This is a genomic window from Bacteroides muris (ex Fokt et al. 2023), from assembly GCF_024704895.1.
GTDB lineage: Bacteria > Bacteroidota > Bacteroidia > Bacteroidales > Bacteroidaceae > Bacteroides > Bacteroides muris.
Genome location: NZ_JAMZEE010000015.1, coordinates 65,313 through 86,427, shown reverse-complemented (window position 1 = coordinate 86,427; position 21,115 = coordinate 65,313). Strand labels below are relative to the sequence as shown.

At 46.9% G+C, this 21,115-nt stretch carries 17 protein-coding genes; 11 read left to right on the top strand and 6 right to left on the bottom strand.

Annotated features, from left to right (window positions below; translation table 11 throughout):
* Positions 1 to 53: 53 nt before the first annotated feature.
* From M1B78_RS08355 to M1B78_RS08315, 8 genes are all read left to right on the top strand, one after another.
* Positions 54 to 332 (top strand): hypothetical protein, encoded by a 279-nt coding sequence (locus tag M1B78_RS08355; protein ID WP_257940402.1) that lies wholly within the window; start codon positions 54 to 56, stop codon positions 330 to 332.
* 30 nt (positions 333 to 362) lie between these two features.
* On the top strand, positions 363 to 971 hold the full coding sequence (locus tag M1B78_RS08350) for a sugar transferase (RefSeq protein ID WP_176468296.1): 609 nt from the start codon (positions 363 to 365) through the stop codon (positions 969 to 971).
* Positions 972 to 980: 9 nt separating this feature from the next.
* Positions 981 to 1,571 carry an acetyltransferase gene (locus M1B78_RS08345; RefSeq protein ID WP_136009342.1) on the top strand — a complete coding sequence of 197 codons (591 nt, stop codon included), beginning with the start codon at positions 981 to 983 and terminating at the stop codon, positions 1,569 to 1,571.
* Between the two features lie 13 nt (positions 1,572 to 1,584).
* On the top strand, positions 1,585 to 2,826 hold the full coding sequence (locus M1B78_RS08340) for a DegT/DnrJ/EryC1/StrS family aminotransferase (RefSeq protein WP_257940401.1): 1,242 nt from the start codon (positions 1,585 to 1,587) through the stop codon (positions 2,824 to 2,826).
* A gap of 230 nt (positions 2,827 to 3,056) precedes the next feature.
* Positions 3,057 to 3,650, top strand: a complete 594-nt coding sequence (locus M1B78_RS08335) for a master DNA invertase Mpi family serine-type recombinase (protein ID WP_136009344.1) — start codon at positions 3,057 to 3,059, stop codon at positions 3,648 to 3,650.
* Positions 3,651 to 3,757: 107 nt separating this feature from the next.
* Entirely contained in the window at positions 3,758 to 4,258 is a 501-nt protein-coding gene (gene tpx, locus M1B78_RS08330; RefSeq protein ID WP_136009345.1) for a thiol peroxidase, read from the top strand.
* Between the two features lie 664 nt (positions 4,259 to 4,922).
* The gene (locus tag M1B78_RS08320; protein WP_257940400.1) at positions 4,923 to 6,593 is read left to right on the top strand and encodes a putative transporter; all 1,671 of its coding nucleotides are present in this window, start codon (positions 4,923 to 4,925) and stop codon (positions 6,591 to 6,593) included.
* Between the two features lie 54 nt (positions 6,594 to 6,647).
* Complete coding sequence (locus tag M1B78_RS08315; protein WP_257940399.1) at positions 6,648 to 8,636, top strand: fructose-1,6-bisphosphatase; 1,989 nt, start codon at positions 6,648 to 6,650, stop codon at positions 8,634 to 8,636.
* A 70-nt stretch (positions 8,637 to 8,706) separates the two neighbouring features.
* Here the strand turns inward: M1B78_RS08315 and M1B78_RS08310 are convergent, their stop codons facing one another.
* The 6 genes from M1B78_RS08310 to M1B78_RS08285 form a co-directional block, all read right to left on the bottom strand.
* A complete protein-coding gene (locus M1B78_RS08310) occupies positions 8,707 to 9,993 on the bottom strand; it encodes an LA_2272 family surface repeat-containing protein (RefSeq protein WP_257940398.1) in 1,287 nt (428 codons plus the stop codon).
* A 6-nt stretch (positions 9,994 to 9,999) separates the two neighbouring features.
* Positions 10,000 to 11,547 carry a sulfatase gene (locus tag M1B78_RS08305; RefSeq protein WP_257940397.1) on the bottom strand — a complete coding sequence of 516 codons (1,548 nt, stop codon included), beginning with the start codon at positions 11,545 to 11,547 and terminating at the stop codon, positions 10,000 to 10,002.
* A gap of 54 nt (positions 11,548 to 11,601) precedes the next feature.
* On the bottom strand, positions 11,602 to 13,260 hold the full coding sequence (locus M1B78_RS08300) for a long-chain fatty acid--CoA ligase (protein WP_257940396.1): 1,659 nt from the start codon (positions 13,258 to 13,260) through the stop codon (positions 11,602 to 11,604).
* A 354-nt stretch (positions 13,261 to 13,614) separates the two neighbouring features.
* Positions 13,615 to 14,691, bottom strand: coding sequence for a GDP-L-fucose synthase family protein (locus M1B78_RS08295; protein WP_257931161.1), 1,077 nt, complete (start codon positions 14,689 to 14,691; stop codon positions 13,615 to 13,617).
* Between the two features lie 26 nt (positions 14,692 to 14,717).
* Positions 14,718 to 15,794, bottom strand: a complete 1,077-nt coding sequence (gene gmd, locus M1B78_RS08290; protein ID WP_257931162.1) for a GDP-mannose 4,6-dehydratase — start codon at positions 15,792 to 15,794, stop codon at positions 14,718 to 14,720.
* Between the two features lie 74 nt (positions 15,795 to 15,868).
* Positions 15,869 to 17,029: a dicarboxylate/amino acid:cation symporter gene (locus tag M1B78_RS08285; protein ID WP_257940395.1), complete on the bottom strand. Its 1,161-nt coding sequence runs from the start codon at positions 17,027 to 17,029 to the stop codon at positions 15,869 to 15,871.
* A 128-nt stretch (positions 17,030 to 17,157) separates the two neighbouring features.
* Here M1B78_RS08285 and gnd point away from each other — a divergent pair, with 128 nt between their 5' ends.
* From gnd to pgl, 3 genes are read left to right on the top strand one after another with little or no spacing between them, the layout of a single operon-like run.
* On the top strand, positions 17,158 to 18,633 hold the full coding sequence (gnd, locus tag M1B78_RS08280) for a decarboxylating NADP(+)-dependent phosphogluconate dehydrogenase (RefSeq protein WP_136009355.1): 1,476 nt from the start codon (positions 17,158 to 17,160) through the stop codon (positions 18,631 to 18,633).
* A gap of 16 nt (positions 18,634 to 18,649) precedes the next feature.
* On the top strand, positions 18,650 to 20,146 hold the full coding sequence (zwf, locus tag M1B78_RS08275; protein ID WP_257940394.1) for a glucose-6-phosphate dehydrogenase: 1,497 nt from the start codon (positions 18,650 to 18,652) through the stop codon (positions 20,144 to 20,146).
* Complete coding sequence (gene pgl / locus M1B78_RS08270) at positions 20,143 to 20,889, top strand: 6-phosphogluconolactonase (protein ID WP_257940393.1); 747 nt, start codon at positions 20,143 to 20,145, stop codon at positions 20,887 to 20,889. The genes zwf and pgl overlap by 4 nt, the downstream gene beginning before the upstream one ends.
* The last annotated feature ends 226 nt before the right edge of the window (positions 20,890 to 21,115 follow it).

Below are 21,115 nucleotides of genomic sequence, written 5' to 3'. Positions count from 1 at the left end.
TCGCGTACTAAGAACTTTGTAATCGGTTGTTTTACAGTCGACATAGTAATTGTATGCGGAAAAAAGGACGTTTACTTAATGAAGATAATTTTACTATTATCAAATTTAGAGTGCCCAATAGCGGACAGAAGCTAAGTAAAAAAGAGGGTTTCAGACTTATTTATTTAGTTCATAAACAAAGAGAAGAGATTACTTTTTTATATATCTATCCCAAACGAGGACCACAAGGTTTGATTACCCTCAAAAACAATGATATAATCTCCTTATTGAAGGATTATGTTGACGAAAAACAAGATTTAGTATCTCATGATATAGCAGATAATTGGGGGTAATCTTTCGCACACAATCTTATTTTTTTGACCATGTATTCTCATTTTTTTAAGAGGGTGATTGACTTCATTCTCGTGTTTTGTGTGTTGGCTTTGATTTGGCCGATACTGCTTCTCGTTGCCCTTTGGTTGTATTTTGCCAATAAGGGTGCCGGAGTATTCTTTACTCAGGAGCGTCCGGGAAAGGATGGAAAAATCTTTCGGGTTATAAAGTTTAAAACCATGACGGATGAACGGGATGCGGAGGGTAATTTGTTGCCAGATGCCGTACGTTTGACAAAAGTTGGAAGTTTTGTACGTTCTACTTCGATTGATGAGCTTCCACAATTACTTAATGTCTTGAAAGGAAATATGGCTTTGATAGGTCCCCGTCCTTTATTGCCTCAATACTTACCGCTTTATAGTAAAGAGCAAGCCCGTCGTCATGAAGTCCGTCCGGGGATTACGGGCTGGGCTCAGGTAAATGGGCGCAACACCATTTCTTGGTCTAAGAAATTTGAATTGGATGTGTGGTATGTAGATCATTGTTCTTTTCTACTTGATTTGAAAATTGTTTTTATGACGATAAGAAAGGTATTTATAAGGGAAGGTATCAGCTCTGATACTTCGGCTACGATGGAAGTTTTTACTGGAAATAACTAATATCAGAAAATGTATTTATATGGTGCCAGTGGTCATGCCAAAGTGATCATTGATATATTACGTGCTAATCATGAACCGATTGAAGCATTATTTGATGATAATGAGAAAGTCCATCATCTTTTTGACTATCCCGTATTACGCCCGTCGAAGGTCTGCGGACCATTGATAATCAGTATCGGGAATAATGGCATTCGCAGGAAGATTGCCAAGGAGTTGAAGGTGGAATATGGCAAGGCTTTTCATTCTTCTGCAATTATATCTGAAGAAGCTGAGATAAGAGAAGGCTCGGTAGTTATGCAGGGAGCAATTGTGCAGTCGGATGCTTGTATTGGCAGCCATTGTATTATCAATACCGGTGCTTCGGTGGATCATGAATGTCTGATTGCTGATTATGTGCATATTTCTCCCCATTGTACGCTTTGTGGCAATGTGCAAGTTGGCGAGGGGACATGGATTGGTGCCGGCAGTGTTGTTATTCCGGGTGTTAAGATAGGGAAGTGGAGTATTATAGGTGCCGGTTCCGTTGTTACAAAGGATATTCCGGATGGTGTGTTGGCTGTAGGGAATAGGTGTAAGATTATCAAGAATATAGTTTTGTAAATCACGTAATTTTATGGATAAGAGAATTTATCTTTGCCTTGCTCATATGAGCGGCAAGGAGATGGGCTTCATACAGGAAGCCTTTGACACAAATTGGGTGGTTCCACTCGGTCCGAACGTGAATGCCTTTGAGCAGGAACTGGAACATTTTGCTGGTCAGAACAAGAAAGTGGTCGCATTGAGTGCCGGTACGGCAGCGGTGCACCTGGCTCTGCTGGCCTGTGGAGTGGGGCAGGGTGATGAAGTGATAGTACAGAGTTTTACATTTTGTGCCTCAAGTCATCCAGTGACGTATCTCGGTGCTACACCCGTATTTGTGGACAGCGAGGAGGATACCTGGAATATGGATCCTGTACTTTTGGAGGCAGCGATTCAAGACCGTATCAATAAGACGGGTCGGAAACCCAAAGCGATTGTTCCGGTGGCTTTATATGGAATGCCCTACAAGATAGATCAAATCATGTCGGTGGCAGATAAATATGATATTCCGGTAATTGAGGACGCCGCCGAAGGTTTTGGAAGCAAGTTTGACGGGCAAGTCCTCGGAACTTTTGGCAGATATGGCGTGCTTTCCTTCAATGGCAACAAGATGATAACGACCAGTGGTGGCGGTGCTTTGATTTGCCCTGATGAAGAGTCCAAGCGTGAGATAATGTTCTATGCTACTCAGGCCCGTGAGTCCTATCCCTACTACCAGCATGAGCGTATAGGCTATAATTATAGGATGAGTAACATTTGTGCGGGAATCGGCCGCGGTCAGATGACGGTGGTGGATGAGCATATAGCGCACCATAAGCATCTGTGCGGTCTGTATCGTGAGCTGTTGGCCGATGTGGAGGGAATCACGCTTCATGAGAATCCTTCGGAGTGTTATGACAGCAATTATTGGTTGAACACGGTACTGCTTGACGAGAATCTGCATGTGAGGGATGAGGAGGATGCCTACCGTGAGACTGTGAAAGGTGCCGTAGGTGGTGCTGCGGGTGTTACGCATGAGTCGGTTAGCGCCCATACTTCTTGTGAACCCAATCGTAATGTGGAAGCCATGCGTATTTGCTTGGACAGAGCCGGTATCGAGAGCCGTCCCTTATGGAAGCCTATGCATCTTCAACCGGTTTATGCTCAGAGTCCTTCTTATGTAAATGGTGTCAGTGAGAGTTTGTTTAAGTGTGGTCTTTGCTTGCCGAGTGGTCCTTACGTGACGGAGGAGGATGTGAGATACATTGTGGATGAAATGAAGAAGAGTATACGATGAAATCTACATAGTATCAATTTTTTATGAACTAATTTTAGAAAACAGCTTCAGTAAGGCTGTTTTTTTTGTTTGTAGGCATATTTGAGATGCTTACCGAGAAGTCTTTCTTGACTTCGGGGGATGTTCATAATGTGATTCTCTGTGATATAGAGTCATAGTTGTGTGTTGCCACTCTTGCTTGAATAACCGTTCTTTGGTGGTGAATAATAACCAATAAACGTTTATCAATTATGGCAGTAGTAGCTTATTTAAGAGTAAGTACAGAAAAACAGTTTCTAGAGAATCAACGCGAGGAAATTATACGCTTCGCGGAAAAGAAAGGGTTGAGCATCGACAGATGGTACACGGAGACGGTCAGCGGAAAAGTGAGTAGCAAAGAGCGTAAACTGGCGGGCTTGTTGGACCGGATGAAACCGGGAGACTCCTTGATTATAACGGAGATTTCGCGGCTTAGCCGGACACTGCTGGAGATAATGACCATTCTTAACTCTTGCATCAAAAGGGGAGTGGTGTTGTACAGTACCAAAGAGGGGTATGTATTTCAGAATGACATCAATAGCAAAGTGCTGGGCTTTGCTTTTGGACTGATGGCCGAGATAGAGCGTAATCTGATTTCCATGCGTACCAAAGAAGCGCTGGAACGACGGAGGAAGGAGGGAAAGCATCTGGGCAGGAAGAAAGGAGACACGCCCAAAATGAAGATACTCTATGCGAACAAGAGGAAACTTGTGAGGGAGCACCAAAGAGGAGAGTCGTGTGCCGAACTTGCCCGGCAGATGGGAGTGTCACGGACTACGATGTTCCGTTTTCTGAGACGATATTGAGCAATCTGGCTAGATGAAAATGTCACAGGCGGGATTCCTTTTGACATGCTTCGGATGAACTTTTTCTGTATGTAATTTGTTGTGTATACATATAATTTGATAAAACTATGGCTACAACAAAATTTAAAGGACAACCGGTAAAGGTTATCGGTGAATTTATAAAGGTGGGCTCTGTTGCCCCCGATTTCGAATTGGTAAAAACAGATTTGTCTTCATTCTCTTTGAAGGAACTGAACGGGAAGAATGTTATCTTGAATATTTTCCCCAGCCTTGACACTGGTGTGTGCGCTACTTCTGTACGTAAGTTCAATAAACTGGCTGCCGGCCTGTCTGATACCGTGGTGCTGGCAATCTCCAAGGATTTGCCTTTCGCACATGCGCGTTTCTGTACAACGGAAGGTATTGAGAATGTGATTCCTTTGTCTGATTTCCGTTTTTCCGATTTTGATGAAAATTACGGGGTACGTATGGCGGACGGACCGCTTGCCGGTCTGTTGGCGCGTTCGGTAGTGGTTATCGGCAAGGATGGAAAGATTGCCTATACGGAATTGGTACCTGAAATTACACAAGAACCAGACTATGATAAAGCTATTGCAGCTGTAAAGTAGAAAGATTGGATTTAGGATAAACAATGAAAAAGCGGTGGACGGAATTTTTTATGCTCTCCACCGCTTTTTTAAAAGAGACGTATGGAGACGTCACCGGTAACCTGGCGTACGTTTGAGGAGTTCTATCATATAGACTGCCACCTGTTTGAGAAACAATACAAGGAGGTACTCGGCGGTTATCGCGCCTAGAATCAGCTTGAATGCGTTGACGAGTGGTTTCTGTTCATCGGCAATATAGGGTCTCGCCTGACAATAGACGAATCGTCGCTGTTCAATGGTGACATTTACACTTTTGCAACCAACCGCAATGCCTGAGAGAGCGAACTTTAGTGACCGTCGTAGCGGGTACTAAAAGCCACACTTGACCTTTCTGATTCAATGCGTAAGATTGTCCGTGCGGCTTTCTCTAAAGTCAGTCGCGTCATTGATTGATTATCCGATGCCATGGCTGAGTCATTCAATGCTAAAATCAAACTATTCTGCGCTAATTTGAGAGGTGTAGCCGACAAGAAGTTCTTTCTGTTCCGTATCGCAAATCTATATGCTTATCCCCACTGATTTGCTACTGACTCTGTACTTTCGTATAAAAAATGAATGAGTTCATTTTATTTTGCATTTCGTTTGCACTATCTTTGCAGCCTGAAACTGTAAAATAGAATGCACATTGGATTGGCTATATAGTTTATTTGTTGAGCACTCCGCCTTGCAGGCGGTTGTGGTACTCTCGCTGATTTCCGCTATCGGATTGGGATTGGGGAAGATACATGTTTGTGGCATTTCATTGGGAGTGACGTTTGTATTCTTTGCCGGCATCATTGCCGGGCATTTCGGGTTGTCCATAGACCCGCAGATGCTGAATTATGCGGAAAGCTTCGGGCTGGTGATATTTGTATATGCCTTGGGTTTGCAGGTGGGACCGGGCTTTTTTAGCTCTTTCCGTAAAGGAGGGGTACAATTGAATATGCTTGCTGCAGGGGTAGTATTCATCGGCACACTGCTGACTGTATTGGGCAGCTATGGATTGGGAGTATCCTTGCCGGACATGGTGGGCATACTTTGTGGTGCCACGACAAACACACCGGCACTCGGTGCGGCACAGCAGACATTGAAACAGATGGGATTGGAGACCAGTACGCCTGCTTTGGGGTGTGCGGTAGCATATCCGTTGGGAGTGGTAGGAGTTATTCTAGCCCTACTGTTCATCCGTAAGACGCTGGCACATAAGGAAGACTTGGAATTGAAAGAGAAGGATGACGTGAACAAGCCTTACATTGTTGCGTTCCAGGTGCACAATCCTGCCATCTTTAACAAGAGTATCAAGGAAATAGGCGGGCTGAACAGTTATCCGAAGTTCGTGATTTCCCGCTTGTGGCGGGATGGGAATGTGAGTATACCTATTTCGGAAAAGATTATAAAGGAAGGTGACCGTCTGCTGGTGATTACCTCGGAGAAAAATACGCCAGCCCTGACCGTGCTTTTCGGCGAGCAGGAGAATACCGATTGGAACAAGGAAGATATAGACTGGAATGCTATAGATAGCCAGTTGATTTCGCAACGTATCGTGGTGACGCGTCCGGAACTGAACGGCAAGAAGTTGGGCTCTCTTCATCTGCGTAATCATTACGGTATCAATATTAGCCGGGTTTATCGTAGCGGCGTGCAGCTGCTGGCTACGGCGGAGCTGACCTTGCAATTGGGTGACCGCCTGACCGTAGTGGGCGAAGCTGCTGCCATACAAAATGTGGAGAAGGTGCTGGGAAATGCTGTGAAAAGCTTGAAGGAACCGAACTTGGTGGCGGTATTTATCGGCATTGTCATAGGTTTGGCTTTGGGGGCAATTCCTATTTCCATTCCCGGTATCAGTGCTCCCGTGCGGCTTGGACTGGCAGGAGGTCCTATCATCGTAGGTATTCTTATCGGGACATTCGGTCCGAGGATGCACATGGTGACCTATACTACGCGCAGTGCAAACCTGATGCTCCGTGCATTGGGATTGTCTCTTTATCTGGCTTGCCTAGGACTGGATGCGGGTGCCCATTTCTTCGATACGGTATTCCGGCCGGAAGGACTGTTATGGATTGCCACAGGCTTTGCATTGACTGTGGTTCCGGTATTGATTATGGGTATCGTCACTTTCAAGTGGCTGAAGATAGATTTCGGAACAATGGCAGGTATGTTGTGCGGAAGTATGGCAAACCCCATGGCGCTAAACTACGCCAACGACACCATTCCGGGAGACAATCCGTCAGTGGCATACGCTACGGTTTATCCGATGTGCATGTTTCTACGGGTAATCATAGCCCAAGTGCTTCTCATGTTTTTCATTAATGGATAACGGATACTGGGGAATGAAGGACATTATCAATTATCAACTATCAATTAAATAACTATGGGAAATATAACTCCGGAAAGTATTGTTAATGACTTGCGTTATTTGCAATTATTATCACGTAGTTTTCCTACCATTGCTGATGCCAGTACGGAAATCATCAATCTGGAGGCTATTCTGAATCTGCCGAAAGGTACAGAGCATTTTCTGACGGATATTCATGGCGAGTATGAGGCTTTTCAACATGTGCTGAAGAATGCATCGGGGGCAGTGAAACGTAAGGTGAACGAAATATTCGGGCATACACTGCGCGAAAGTGAGAAGAAGGAAATCTGTACGTTAATTTATTATCCGGAAGAGAAGTTGCAACTTATCAAGGAGCAGGAAAAAGACTTGGATGACTGGTATTTGATAACTCTGAACCAGTTGGTAAAAGTATGCCAGAACGTTTCGTCCAAATATACCCGTTCGAAAGTACGCAAGGCACTTCCGGCAGAGTTCTCATATATCATTCAAGAGTTGTTGCACGAATCGAGCATTGAACCCAACAAACATGCCTATATCAATGTCATAATCAGTACCATTATCTCTACGAAGCGTGCGGATGACTTTATTGTGGCGATGTGCAACCTTATCCAGCGTCTGACCATCGACTCGCTGCATATCGTGGGCGATATATACGACCGCGGACCGGGTGCGCATATTATCATGGATACTCTCTGCGATTATCATAATTTCGATATTCAATGGGGTAACCACGATATTCTGTGGATGGGTGCCGCATCGGGTAATGATGCCTGTATTGCCAACGTAATCCGTATGTCGATGCGTTATGCCAATTTGGCAACGCTGGAGGATGGTTATGGCATCAATCTGTTGCCGCTTGCGACGTTTGCCATGGATACCTATGCGGATGACCCTTGTACCATTTTCGCACCGAAAATGAACTTTGCCGATGCGGAATACAATGAGAAGACCTTACGGCTGATTACACAGATGCACAAGGCGATTACGGTTATCCAGTTGAAATTGGAAGCGGAAATCATCAGCCGTCGTCCTGAATTCGGTATGGAGAACCGGAAACTGCTGCATCTGGTGGACTTCGAGCGTGGCGTGTTTGTATACGAAGGCAAGGAGTATCCATTGCGCGATGTGAATTTTCCTACCATAGACCCGGCGGATCCGTATCGGCTGTCGGACGAAGAGCGCGAATTGGTGCACCGGATTCATTCTTCTTTCATGAACAGTGAGAAAATGAAGAAGCACATGCGTTGCTTGTTTACGTATGGCGGCATGTATCTGGTGTGTAACAGTAATCTACTTTATCACGCTTCCGTGCCTCTGAATGCAGATGGAAGTTTCAAGCATGTTCACATCGGCAAAAAGGAATATTGGGGGTACAAGTTGCTGCAAAAGACCGACCAGCTGATACGTACCGCTTATTTTGACGAGGATGGTTCGGAAGAGAAACAGTTTGCACTGGATTATGTATGGTACATGTGGTGCGGACCGGATGCCCCTTCCTTCGATAAAGATAAGATGGCTACTTTTGAACGCTATTTTGTGGCCGACACAACATTGCATAAAGAGACGAAAGGACATTACTATGCCCTACGCAATGAGGCAGCGGTGTGTGACCGCATTCTTGAAGAGTTCGGTGTGAGGCCGGGATCACACTCGCATATCATCAACGGGCATGTGCCGGTAAAGACCATTAAGGGCGAAAAACCTATCAAAGCGGATGGTAAGCTGCTGGTGATTGACGGTGGTTTCTCAAAAGCCTATCAGCCGGAAACGGGAATTGCGGGATATACGCTGGTATATCATTCCCACGGCTTACAGCTGGTACAGCATGAACCGTTTCAAAGTCGTCAGAAAGCTATTGAAGAAGGGCAGGACATAAAGTCTACAACACTGGTTGTCGAATTCAATTCGCAGCGTATGATGGTAAAGGATACGGACAAGGGGAGTGAACTTGTTACGCAGATTCAGGATTTGATGAAGTTGCTGGTGGCATATAGGACGGGGCTGATTAAGGAGAAACAATAATTGGGGGATTAAGGATGAGGGCTTGCTGTTCATCGTTTACCCCTAATCCTTATCCCTTTATCCCTATCTCTTATAATTTCAGTATCGTTGCTCCGCCCTCCACAATGATGCCTTTGTCATAGGTTTTCCCTTGGGTGTAGTAGCGGCTGCCGCCATAACCGCCGGTGAGGAATAAGCCAAAGCGGTCGGTCAGGTGGTATTCTAGATTGACACGTGCTTGGAGGGCATAGAGACGTGCCGGAATGCCGTAGTTTTTGTTTTTGAAGGTTTCTATATGTTGGTATCCCAAATCTCCGCTGATGAACAGCTGTTTGTAGAGCGGTAATTCAAGACCGGCACGGTAGAAGAGGGCAGCGGAAAACTTGTCGCCAAAATCCAGATAATGGGTACCGCCACCGAGGATGGTATAGAAGAGCCGGTTCTTGAAACGGGTACCCACATTCAGCTTGGTGGCATTACCACCAAACAACATCAGTTGAACTTTCGTTTGGGGATTGGCATTGACTAATCCCAATTGGAAACCGTCTAATTTTTCTTTGTAGTAGTTGAATAGCCCTATTTGAAGCCCTTGGGCACGTATAGCCATATTGGCAGCACCTATTTGCAATCCTTGGGCTGTACCTCCCACCACATTGCCCAGGCCGGAAACCTGAACACCGGTAATATCTCCGGCAGTGATGTTGGCAAAGGCGGACATTTGCATGCCATTCAAGTCTTCACCGACTACACTTAGCAGGCCGGCTCCTGAAAAACCTTTGAAATTTCCGCCGGAAATACTGGCGAGTCCGGCAAAGTGTATACCGGAAGCACCTTCTCCGCTGATATTCAACAAGCCGCCTATGGAGGCACCGCGATTATAGTCCCCACTGATGTTTGCCAGACCGGAAATGATGACGCCTTGCGCATGATTTCCGGTGATACCTACCAGTCCCGAGACGGATACTCCGATGAGGTTGTTGCCATTGATGTTGGTAATTCCCGCTATCTGTATGCCTCGCATGCTTCCTCCCACCATATTTGACAGACCTGCCATCTGCATACCGTTTACATTTCTGCCGGTTACACTACCAAGAATATTCATGCCGAGGCCATTCAGACGGTTCATGGAGGAAAACACACCAAGATTGAAGCAAGTGCTTCCTACGGTATCAGTCCGCTGTGTAGAGATGTTTTTCCATAGGGAGATATTGATACCTACCGGGCCATGGTCTGTTCGTGAAGAGCGTTGTTTTCGGAAAGTATTTTCGGAGGATTTTTGAATTGTGTCCGGCTGTACGCTGCCCGGATTATGTTCTTGGGCAAGAGTTGTCCCTGCAAAAAGCAGAGACATAAGGAGGAGTGAAAGGTTTCGTTTCATACTTTTTTATATTTCGTCCGGCCAGGGAGCTGGTTGGCGGGTGGCACGCAACAGAGGGCGCTGCGCATTCACAGACCGGAGGTAATTACTTAGTTTTCGTGATAGCTCTTTGACAACTTCAGGCTTTTCTTGGGCCATATCATGCTTCTCACTGATGTCAGCGGGGATGTTGAAAAGTTCTCGTCTACCGTCACCGAAATAGTACACCAGTTTCCACTCGCCCGAACGGATGGAGCAAGTGGCTCCAATGCCCGGACCGGAAGGTCCCCAACTATTGGGATAATGCCAGTAGATATCACGCTTTTTCATTTCACCTTTTCCGGTGAGCAGCGGCATAAAACTGATACCGTCGCGTTGTTGTACAGTTGTATAGTTGTCGACGCCTGCCATCTCAAGGATGGTGGGGAAAAAGTCCTCTATCATCAGATAATGGTCGCATTGGGTTTGGGGAGCCACGATGCCCGGCCAGCGGACAATCATCGGTTCACGTATGCCTCCTTCGTAGGCAGAGCCTTTGCCGCTGTTGAGCGGATAGTTCTGGACATGTAGTTGTCCGGTACGAGTGTGGGCCGCCAAGCCGCCATTGTCGGACATGAAGATGAGGATAGTGTTTTCCGTCAGGTTGTTTTTGTCCAGATAGTCCATGATGTCTCCCAGGCTTTTGTCCATGCCCTCAATGAGAGTGGCGTAGGCAGCTTCTACCGGAGAAAGGCCTTTGTCCAGATATTTCTGGTAAAAACGCATGTCAGGTTGTATAGGGGTATGGATGGCATAGTGTGCCATGTATAGAAAGAACGGCTTGTCAGTCTGCTGTGCATTATCCAGTGCCTTCATGGCCTCTATGGTAAGGGCTTCACTTAGGAAAGTGTCGGTGCCATAATATTTCTCCAGACCGGGTACGGCAGCTAGGGGGCTTCTACCGTCTGTTCTATTGCCGAAATTCTCCTGGCCATAGTAACTGGCAGGTGAACCGGCGGCATGTCCGGCTATGTTCACCTCAAACCCCATTTTCAACGGGTCAGCTCCGGGAGTGCCTTCAGCACCGAAGTGGGCTTTTCCGCAATGAATGGTATGATAGCCGTGGGCTTTGAGCACTTCGGCCAGGGAGGTGACTTGTGTAGTCCGTTCCACGCCCGGCTCTTGACAAATGCCGTTAACGTTCCATTCCGGATAAATCATGACCGAGTCCGGTTGTTCATGGGTAGTGTTCTTACGGAGAGTCCAACTGGTAACTCGGTGCCTAGCGGCATTCATTCCCGTAAAAAGGCTGACACGCGTAGGTGAACTGATGCTGCATGCATAGGCCTGCGTAAACATTTTGCCTTGTGTGGCCATTCGTTCCATATTAGGAGTATGGTACGTATCGTTGTACTTGGTACGCTGCGTCCAAAAGGAGAGGGAGGTGTCTTGCCATCCCATGTCGTCCACTAGGAACAGAATGATGTTCGGTTGCTCTTCTGGAGCAGGTACAACATCCCCAGACGGCATGCCATACGCTTCTCCCGCCATTCCGCATATTGGAAGCATGGCGGATAATAATAATTCGTTTCCCATTTGGATAATAATTTAGAAAGGGTTAGATAGCTTGTTGTTCAATGCCTTTTTACGTTATTCTTTGGCCTCCTGATATAAGAAGCGCTTGATAGATTTTTTCGGCGTTTTTTCAAATTCTTCAGGATAGATTTTCATCTTGAATATTTGGCTGTATGTGGGCAGTTCTGCATTCAGCGCCACACGATTTTCTTCCATGACGCGTTCGATGTCGTCATTGCTCAGACCATGGGCAAAGGCATCATCGAAGTCGGGGTACACCAGACCTACAAGTTTCTCATTTTGCTGCACGATGATGCTTTCGGCCACATACGGCATATTGTTCAGCTTGTCTTCTATTTCTTCCGGGTAGATATTCTGACCGCTTGGGCCGAGGAGCATGTTCTTGCTGCGTCCCTTGATGGTTATGTTGCCTTCAGCATCCATTAGGGCAAGGTCTCCGGTGTGCAGCCAGCCGTCTTTGTCAAGTACCTGCATGGTGGCTTCTTCGTTCTTGTAGTAACCCAACATTACATTGTGGCCACGGCAGACGATTTCTCCCGGAATATTTTCGGGGTCGGGTGAGAGAATTTTCACTTCCATGCGCGGTGCGGCCTTTCCGCAGGAACCGGATTTGAAGCGAGTCCAATCCTCGTAACAGATGATGGGACCACATTCCGTCATTCCATAGCCTACCGTATAGGGGAAATCTATCATCTTTAGGAACTGCTCCACTTCCTGGTTGAAGGCAGCTCCTCCTACAATTATTTCTGCAAAGTTACCGCCAAAGGCCTGTATCATTTGTTCACGTACGGTCGCTTTTATCTTGTCGTTAATGATGGGTACTTTAAGTAACAATTTCATGGCAGGAGTTTCCAGCTTGGGCAGTACACTCTTCTTTATAATCTTTTCGATAATGAGCGGGACAGCCACAATCAGGTTAGGCCTCACTTCGGTGAAAGCTTGGAAAATAATTTTTGGGCTGGGCATGCGGGTGAGGAAGAAGATGTGGCAACCTACGGCGAATTCATACAGAAACTCGAATGCAAGTCCGTACATGTGCGCCATTGGCAACATGGAGACAATCTTGTCACCGGATTTTAGCGGCAATACTTCGAAAGCGAAAGTGGTATTTGACCACAAGCTGCGGTAGGGTAGCATCACTCCTTTGGAATAACTAGTGGTACCGGATGTATAGTTGATGACTGCCAGTTCGTCGGGCTGGTCCTTGTGGTAACCGACATGTTCCTTGCGGAAGTTCTTGGGGTATTTCCTGCCGAACATCTCGTTGAGATGTTCTCGGGCATAGTCCAACTTTTCGCTACGGGAGACAAGGATGTAGAAGTCTGTCATCATCATGATACCCTCCAGTAGCGGCATGGCACTTTCATTGAGGTTCTCCCAAACCTGATCGCCTACAAAAAGCAGTTTGGCTTCGGAATGGTTCACGATGTTGTGTATATTGTCTGCCTTGAATTCGTGAAGGATGGGGACGATTACCGCACCGTAGGTCAATGTTGCGAGGAACGTTACCCCCCAGTGGGAACTGTTGCGGCCACAAACGGCAATCTTATCGCCTTTCTTGATGCCGCTTGCCTCAAAAATAATATGCAACTTTTCTATTTTCCGGGCTACGTCCTTATATTGCAGGGTTGCTCCCTTGTAATCGGTCAGAGCATCTAAATCCCAATTTTTCTTTATGCTATTCTCTATATAAGTGATAAAACTTTGTTCCATAATATTAATTGCACATTTAGTTGAAGATTGTGCAAATATAAGAGTTTATATATAGAAAGCAAATTTTTATAAGGAAAATAGCTCTTTATGCACACGGCTTTTTCATTTGCAGAAGTTAGAGAGAGTTGTTACTTCGCTCTGTTAGTAGTTAAAGGACTGGACTGGGACAAACACACCGGATTTTTTGTTTGTATCTGCTATGGAATGAGATAAACGGCCTTCCTACCGAGTTATTTAGGTTCAGAAGGCCGTGATATGGTAAGTCCGTTGAATTGTCTGAATTTTTGTAAAAGAATCTCCATGCGTTTGAAAAGGGGATTTATGAGTTTTCTTAGAAAAAAGGCGAAGGGATAATCATCCCTTCAAATACCAGTTGTACATACGTTGTACGCCTTCTTCAATGTCAATCTTATGATGCCAGCCCAATGCATGTAGTTTGCCGGGATCAGTCAGTTTGCGCATGGTTCCATCTGGTTTGGAGGTATCGAAAGCCAAACGGCCTTGATAGCCTACGGTGTTTACAATCAGCTCTGCCAATTGGCGGATGGTGATTTCTTTTCCCGTACCAATATTGATGTGGCAGTTGCGGATTTCCTTGTCGTCCGGTTTGAAGGTATCCTTGAAGTTGACGTGTTCCATGACGAAGACGCTGGCATCTGCCATCTCCTCGCTCCAGAGGAATTCGCGCAAGGGGGTGCCGGTACCCCATAATTTCACTTCTTCTTCGCTGATGCCGTATTTCTGGAGAATATTCAGAATGTCCTCTTTGCTGCTGTCGCCGTTGATGCCTTCCACCGGACGCAAGTTCATGTCGTGGCGTACGGCATCCCAGTCACCTTGTTTCAGGTGGTGGGCAAGGTGTATCTTGCGTATCATGGCGGGGAGTACGTGGCTGCGTTCCAGGTCGAAATTGTCGTTGGGGCCATAAAGGTTGGTGGGCATCACGGCAATGTAGTTCGTACTGTACTGAAGATTGAAGCTTTCGCACATTTTCAGTCCGGCTATTTTGGCAATGGCATAGGGCTCGTTGGTGTATTCCAGCGGAGAGGTGAGGAGTGCGTCTTCCTTCATCGGCTGTTCGGTGTCACGGGGATAGATGCAGGTACTACCCAGAAAGAGGAGCTTTTTCACTCCGTGACGGAAACTTTCGCCGATGACATTCTGCTGTATCTGCAGGTTCTTGTAGATAAAATCGGCACGATAGATATTATTGGCCATGATGCCGCCCACAAAGGCGGCGGCAAGGAATACATATTCAGGCTGCTCCTCGTCGAAGAAGCGGCGTACGGCAACTCCGTCGAGCAAATCGAGCTCTTTGTGGGTCTTGCCGACGAGGTTGGTATATCCTTTCTCCTGAAGATTCTTCCAGATGGCAGAACCTACCAACCCCCGGTGGCCTGCTACATATATTTTGGCATTTTTGTCTAACATTGTTATCTGAAAATTTGTTTGGCCATTCAAAGCTCTTTGCTTCTTAAATACAACTTTTTCACGAATTTCATGTCGTGCTCTACCATGATGCGTACCAACTCTTCAAAACTGGTCTGCTTCGGGTTCCATCCTAGCAATGTTCTTGCTTTGGTGGGGTCTCCCAGTAACTGTTCCACTTCGGCAGGCCGGAAATATTTTGGGTCGACTTCCACGAGGACTTTGCCGGTCTGTGTGTCGATACCTTTCTCGTTCACTCCCTGCTCTTCCCAGCGTAGAGTGATGCCTGCCTCCCGGAATGCAAGCGTCGCAAATTCGCGTACGGTATGCATCTCTCCGGTGGCAATGACGAAGTCTTCGGGAGTGTCGTGCTGTAGGATGAGCCACATGCACTCTATGTAGTCTTTGGCATACCCCCAGTCGCGCCGGGCATCCAGATTGCCTAAATACAGCTTGTCTTGAAGACCTTGAGCGATGCGGGCGGCCGCCAGTGTGATTTTTCTTGTCACGAAGGTTTCACCGCGACGTTCGCTCTCGTGGTTGAAGAGTATGCCGTTTACGGCAAACATGCCATAGCTTTCGCGATAGTTTTTTGTAATCCAAAAGCCATACTGTTTGGCTACGCCATAGGGGCTGCGGGGATAGAACGGGGTCGTTTCGCTTTGCGGCACTTCCTGCACTTTTCCAAAGAGCTCGGAAGTGGAGGCCTGGTAGATGCGTGTCTTCTTCTCCATACCGAGGATGCGTACGGCTTCGAGCATGCGCAGGGTGCCTACAGCATCGGTTTCAGCGGTATATTCGGGTACGTCGAAGGATACTTTGACATGGCTTTGGGCGGCAAGATTATATATTTCGTCCGGTTGCACACTCTGGATGATGCGAATCAGAGAACTGGAGTCCGTCATGTCTCCATAGTGCAGATTGATGGTACGTTTCTGTTTCATGTCGCGTACCCATTCATCGAAGTAGAGGTGCTCAATGCGGCCGGTGTTGAAGGAGGAAGAGCGACGCAGGATACCGTGCACTTCATATCCTTTCTGCAGGAGGAATTCGGCAAGGAACGAACCGTCCTGCCCGGTAATGCCGGAGATAAGAGCTTTCTTCATAATGTATGCTTTTTGTTATTATGTCTTTTCAGACTGCAATATTCGCTATTTTTCACGAGATGGCAAAATATAAACTATTTCTTTCCCATCACTTTGTCGATAATCAATGCAATTGCTCCGTCGCCTGTAACATTGCAGGCTGTGCCGAAGCTGTCCATCGCTATGTATAGCGCAATCATCAGTGCTTGTGCCGACTCGTCAAAGCCCAGCATGGATTGCAGAATGCCCAGTGATGCCATGATGGCACCTCCCGGTACTCCCGGAGCGGCCACCATAGTGATGCCCAGCATGAAGATGAAGCCTGCAAATAGAGAGAAATCATGGGGCATGCCTTGCATTATCATCAGTGCCAGGGCACATGCCACAATCTTTAATGTACTTCCCGACAAATGGATTGTGGCGCAAAGTGGGATGACGAATCCGGCGATGTCGGCAGAGGCACCGTTTTTCCGGGTCTGTTCCAGCGTTACGGGGATAGTGGCGGCACTGGATTGAGTGCCCAGCGCCATGAAGTAGGCAGGCATCATCCGTCCCAATAGCTTGAGAGGGTTTTTGTGGACAAACAGTGCCGCAATGCTATATTGGAATATCAGGAGGAAGATGTGAAGCAGGAAGATTACACCGATTATCTTAATAAATACCATCAAGATACCGAATACTTGCCCGTTGTGTGTCATGTTGAGGAAAATACCGAAAATATAGATGGGAAGCAGTGGTAATATCACTGCACTGATTGTGCGGATGATAATTTCTCGAAAATCGCGCGCCGCATTTTTCAGCGCCTCACTTTTCAGTTGTGCCAAGCCCAGTCCCAGCGTGAAGGCAAGTACGAGTGCGGTCATTACATTCATCAACGGTGGGATGCCCACTGAAAAATAGGGAAGGATACCTTGCGACTCGCTGATTTTTTCCAACGGTATTCCGGGGGCTATCAGGGAAGGGAATACTGTCATGCCGGTGAAGTAGGAGAGAAAACCGGAGAACAAGGTGGCTCCGTAAGCGATGAGCGCCGTAATCACCAGCATCCGCCCGGCCCCTTTGCCGATGTCGGCAATGGCAATCGTGACCAGTCCCACAATGATGAGGGGAATGCAGAAGTTCAGGAATTCACTGAAAATAGCATTGAATGTTACGAACAACCGCACCAGCGAAGCGGGTAGGAAATTTCCAAAAAGTATACCTGAAATAATGGCAATGATGATGCGTGGCAATAGTCCGATGTGGAAGTTCTTCATAGGCATTGGTTTTCTGTCTGGTTGAAAAATAGGCTTTCGCTGGCAAAAGTACTATTTTATTTTCGTAATTCATACGAACAAATGCTATTAGCATTTTGTTTCCATGGAAAAATAGAATTTGCATCAATATGGAAAATCTAAATAAAACAGACATTGGACTTGTCGGTCTAGCCGTGATGGGAGAGAATTTGGCTCTCAATATGGCAGATAGGGGATGGAATGTTTCGGTATATAATCGTACGGTTCCGGGAGTGGAAGAAGGAGTAGTGGTACGTTTTGTGAACGGCCGCGCCAAAGGGAAAAGCATTGAAGGCTATACAGACATAGCCGAATTCGTAACTTCCATTGCCACACCTCGCAAAATAATGATGATGGTTCGTGCCGGCAGTGCAGTGGATGAGCTGATGGAACAGCTGTTTCCCCATTTGTCCGAAGGGGATATCCTGATTGACGGTGGTAATTCCAATTATGAGGACACTAATCGGCGTGTGGCATTGGCCGAAAAGAAAGGCTTCCGTTTTGTGGGAACCGGAGTTTCCGGTGGAGAGGAAGGAGCGCTGAACGGCGCTTCTATCATGCCTGGAGGCTCTGAAAGTGCCTGGCCTGAGGTGAAACCTATCCTGCAGAGTATTGCGGCAAAAGCATCTGACGGTACTCCGTGTTGCCAGTGGATTGGTCCTGCCGGTTCGGGTCATTTTGTCAAGATGATACATAACGGTATCGAATATGGAGATATGCAGCTCATTGCCGAAGCTTATTGGGTGATGAAGAATCTGCTGGGGTTGGACAATGGACAGATGGCGGAAATCTTTGCTGATTGGAATGAGGGTAAGTTGCGTAGCTATCTCATTGAAATTACTGCCAATATACTGCGTCATAAGGACAGATCGGGAGGTTACTTGATAGACAAGATATTGGATACCGCCGGACAGAAAGGTACGGGTAAGTGGTCTGTCATTAATGCAATGGAGCTGGGCATGCCGTTGGGGCTGATTGCTACGGCTGTGTTCGAACGTAGTTTATCGGTACAGAAAGGTCTGCGCGAAACGGCTTCCAAGCAATTTGTATGCCGACGCTCGCAGGCGGTGTACAACAAGTCGGAGATGGTGAAGGATATCTATTCCGCACTCTATGCTTCCAAATTAGTGTCATACGCCCAAGGATTCGCCGTGTTGCAGCGTGCATCCGACGCTTTTGCCTGGAACCTCGATTTGGCATCCATCGCACGCATGTGGCGGGGCGGCTGCATCATCCGTAGTATTTTCCTAAACGACATAGCTACGGCTTTCGAGGCAAAAGACAAGCCCAAACATCTGCTGTTGGCTCCTTATTTCAAAAATGAAATGCAGCTGTTGCTTTCCGGCTGGAAACATCTGGTGGCACAATCCATGAAAGAGGAACTTCCGGTGCCTGCATTTTCGTCTGCCTTGAATTATTTCTATTCCCTGGTGTCTGTCAAGTTGCCTGCCAATATGATTCAGGCGCAACGTGACTATTTTGGTGCACATGCCTTTGAAAGGACAGACGAGTTGCGTGGACAGTTTTTCCATGAAAATTGGACGGGACACGGAGGAGACACGAAATCGGGTACGTACAATGTGTGAGAAAGGGAAGCGGATAATGAAGAAACTAGTGATTGTTATATTCGGCGCTTCGGGCGACTTGACGAAGCGTAAACTGATGCCGGCACTCTATACTTTATATAATGGCGGGCGGTTGCCGGAAGGATTCACCATTTTGGGGATAGGGCGTACCGAGTATACGGATGCCCGCTACCAAGAATATATAATGAGTGAATTGGGTAAGTTCGTAGCTTCCAAAGAGCAGGTGGAAGATAGAATGAAGGATTTTTGCAGTCATCTGCATTACTTGGCATTAGATCCTGCCCAGGTCGAAGGCTATCATCTGCTGGATGGACGCTTACAGGAGTTTACCGGTGAGAAGAAGCCGGATAACCTGCTGTTTTATCTGGCTACTCCACCTTCCTTGTACGGTGTCATTCCCTTGCATTTGAAGGCTGCCGGTCTAAACCGTCCTGATACACGTATCATTGTTGAAAAGCCGTTCGGTTACGATTTGGAGTCGGCCGGAAAGCTGAATCGTATTTATGCTTCGGTTTTCAAGGAACATCAGATTTATCGTATCGACCATTTTCTGGGTAAGGAAACGGCGCAGAACATTCTCGCCTTCCGTTTTGCCAACGGAATCTTCGAACCGTTATGGAACCGTAATTATATAGACTATGTGGAGATTACAGCCGTAGAGAATCTGGGTATCGAAGGACGGGGCGGATTTTATGAAGGTGCCGGAGCCTTGCGTGATATGGTGCAAAACCATCTCATACAGCTTGTGGCACTTACTGCATTGGAGCCGCCTGCCATTTTCAATGCAGATAATTTCCGCAACGAGGTGGTGAAGGTCTATGAGTCATTGGCTCCCTTGACAGAGGAGGATTTGGAGGAACACATTGTCCGTGGACAATATACGGCTTCGGGCTCGAAAGCCGGGTATAGAGAAGAGAAGAACGTGGCACCCGATTCGCGTACCGAAACGTATATTGCCATGAAAATCGGTATCGACAATTGGCGGTGGAAGGGGGTTCCTTTCTATATCCGTACCGGCAAACAGATGCCGACAAAGGTGACTGAAATTGTTGTACATTTTCGTGAGACGCCTCATCAGATGTTCCATTGCGAGGGTGGACACTGTCCTCGTGCGAATAAGCTGATTCTGCGCCTGCAACCCAATGAAGGCATTGTATTGAAATTCGGCATGAAGACTCCCGGACCCGGATTTGACGTGAAGCAGGTGATGATGGACTTCAGTTATGACCAGTTGGGCGGGCTGCCTACTGGTGATGCCTATGCCCGTCTGATAGAGGACTGCATACAAGGTGACCCTACACTCTTTACCCGCAGCGACGCGGTAGAGGCTTCATGGCGCTTTTTCGATCCCGTGTTGCGTTATTGGAAAGAGCATACGGATGCTCCTTTATATGGGTATCCCGCAGGTACTTGGGGACCTTTGGAGAGTGAAGAGATGATGCGCGAACATGGTGCTGAGTGGACTAATCCGTGTAAGAATTTGACTAATACTGATGAATATTGCGAGTTATGAAAAGTTATGTTTATCATTCGGATACAGCTACGGCACATGCGTTGATTGAACATTTGATTGCGATGATGGAGCGTGAGCCGGAAAAGACCTTTTATTTTGCATTCAGCGGGGGAACTACTCCTTCGCTGATGTTTAGCATTTGGGCTAACGAGTACAAGGAGGCGACTCCTTGGATGCGGATGCGGATTTACTGGGTGGATGAACGGTGTGTACAGGCAGAGGATTATGAGAGCAATTATGGTACCATGCGCCGTTTGCTGTTGGAGGAAGTGGGCATGCCCGATGAATACGTTCACCCTATTTATGGAGTGAACTGCCCGGAGATTGAGGCAAAGAACTATTCGACACTGGTTTGCCGTACGGTTCCGCTTTTGGGCGGATTTCCTGCTTTCGATGTCGTTTTGCTCGGTGCAGGAGATGACGGGCATACTTCCTCTATCTTTCCGGGCCAGGAATATCTGCTTTCTTCCTTTCATCCTTATGAGGTGAGTGTCAATCCTTATAATGGGCAGAAACGCATAGCCATGACCGGCTGCCTTTTGTTTGCTGCGAAGCATCTTATTTTCCTTATTACCGGTAAGAATAAGGCGGATGTAGTCCGCAATATTCTTGATTCCGGGGATGCCACCGGTCCGGCAGCTTATGTGGCCCATCATGCCGAGCGTGTGGAATTGTTTCTCGATGTCTGGGCCAATGGGGGGAGATTGTCCGACAATCAAATTTTGCAACCTGCTGCGAAATGATGGAAATCTGCTTTTTTCGTAAGTGCTTGATACACCTAAAATAAAAGCACTTCCAACGTTCGCTCACGGAGGAAGTGCTTCACACAAAAACTAAACTAGACTTAACTAAACTATTCTATTGGGGGAGTTTCACAACTCCTATCTGTTCGGTGCAAAGATAAAAAAACATATTTTAATATGCAAAAGGATTCTATGATAAATCGACGTTTTTCCTGATTTTATCGAT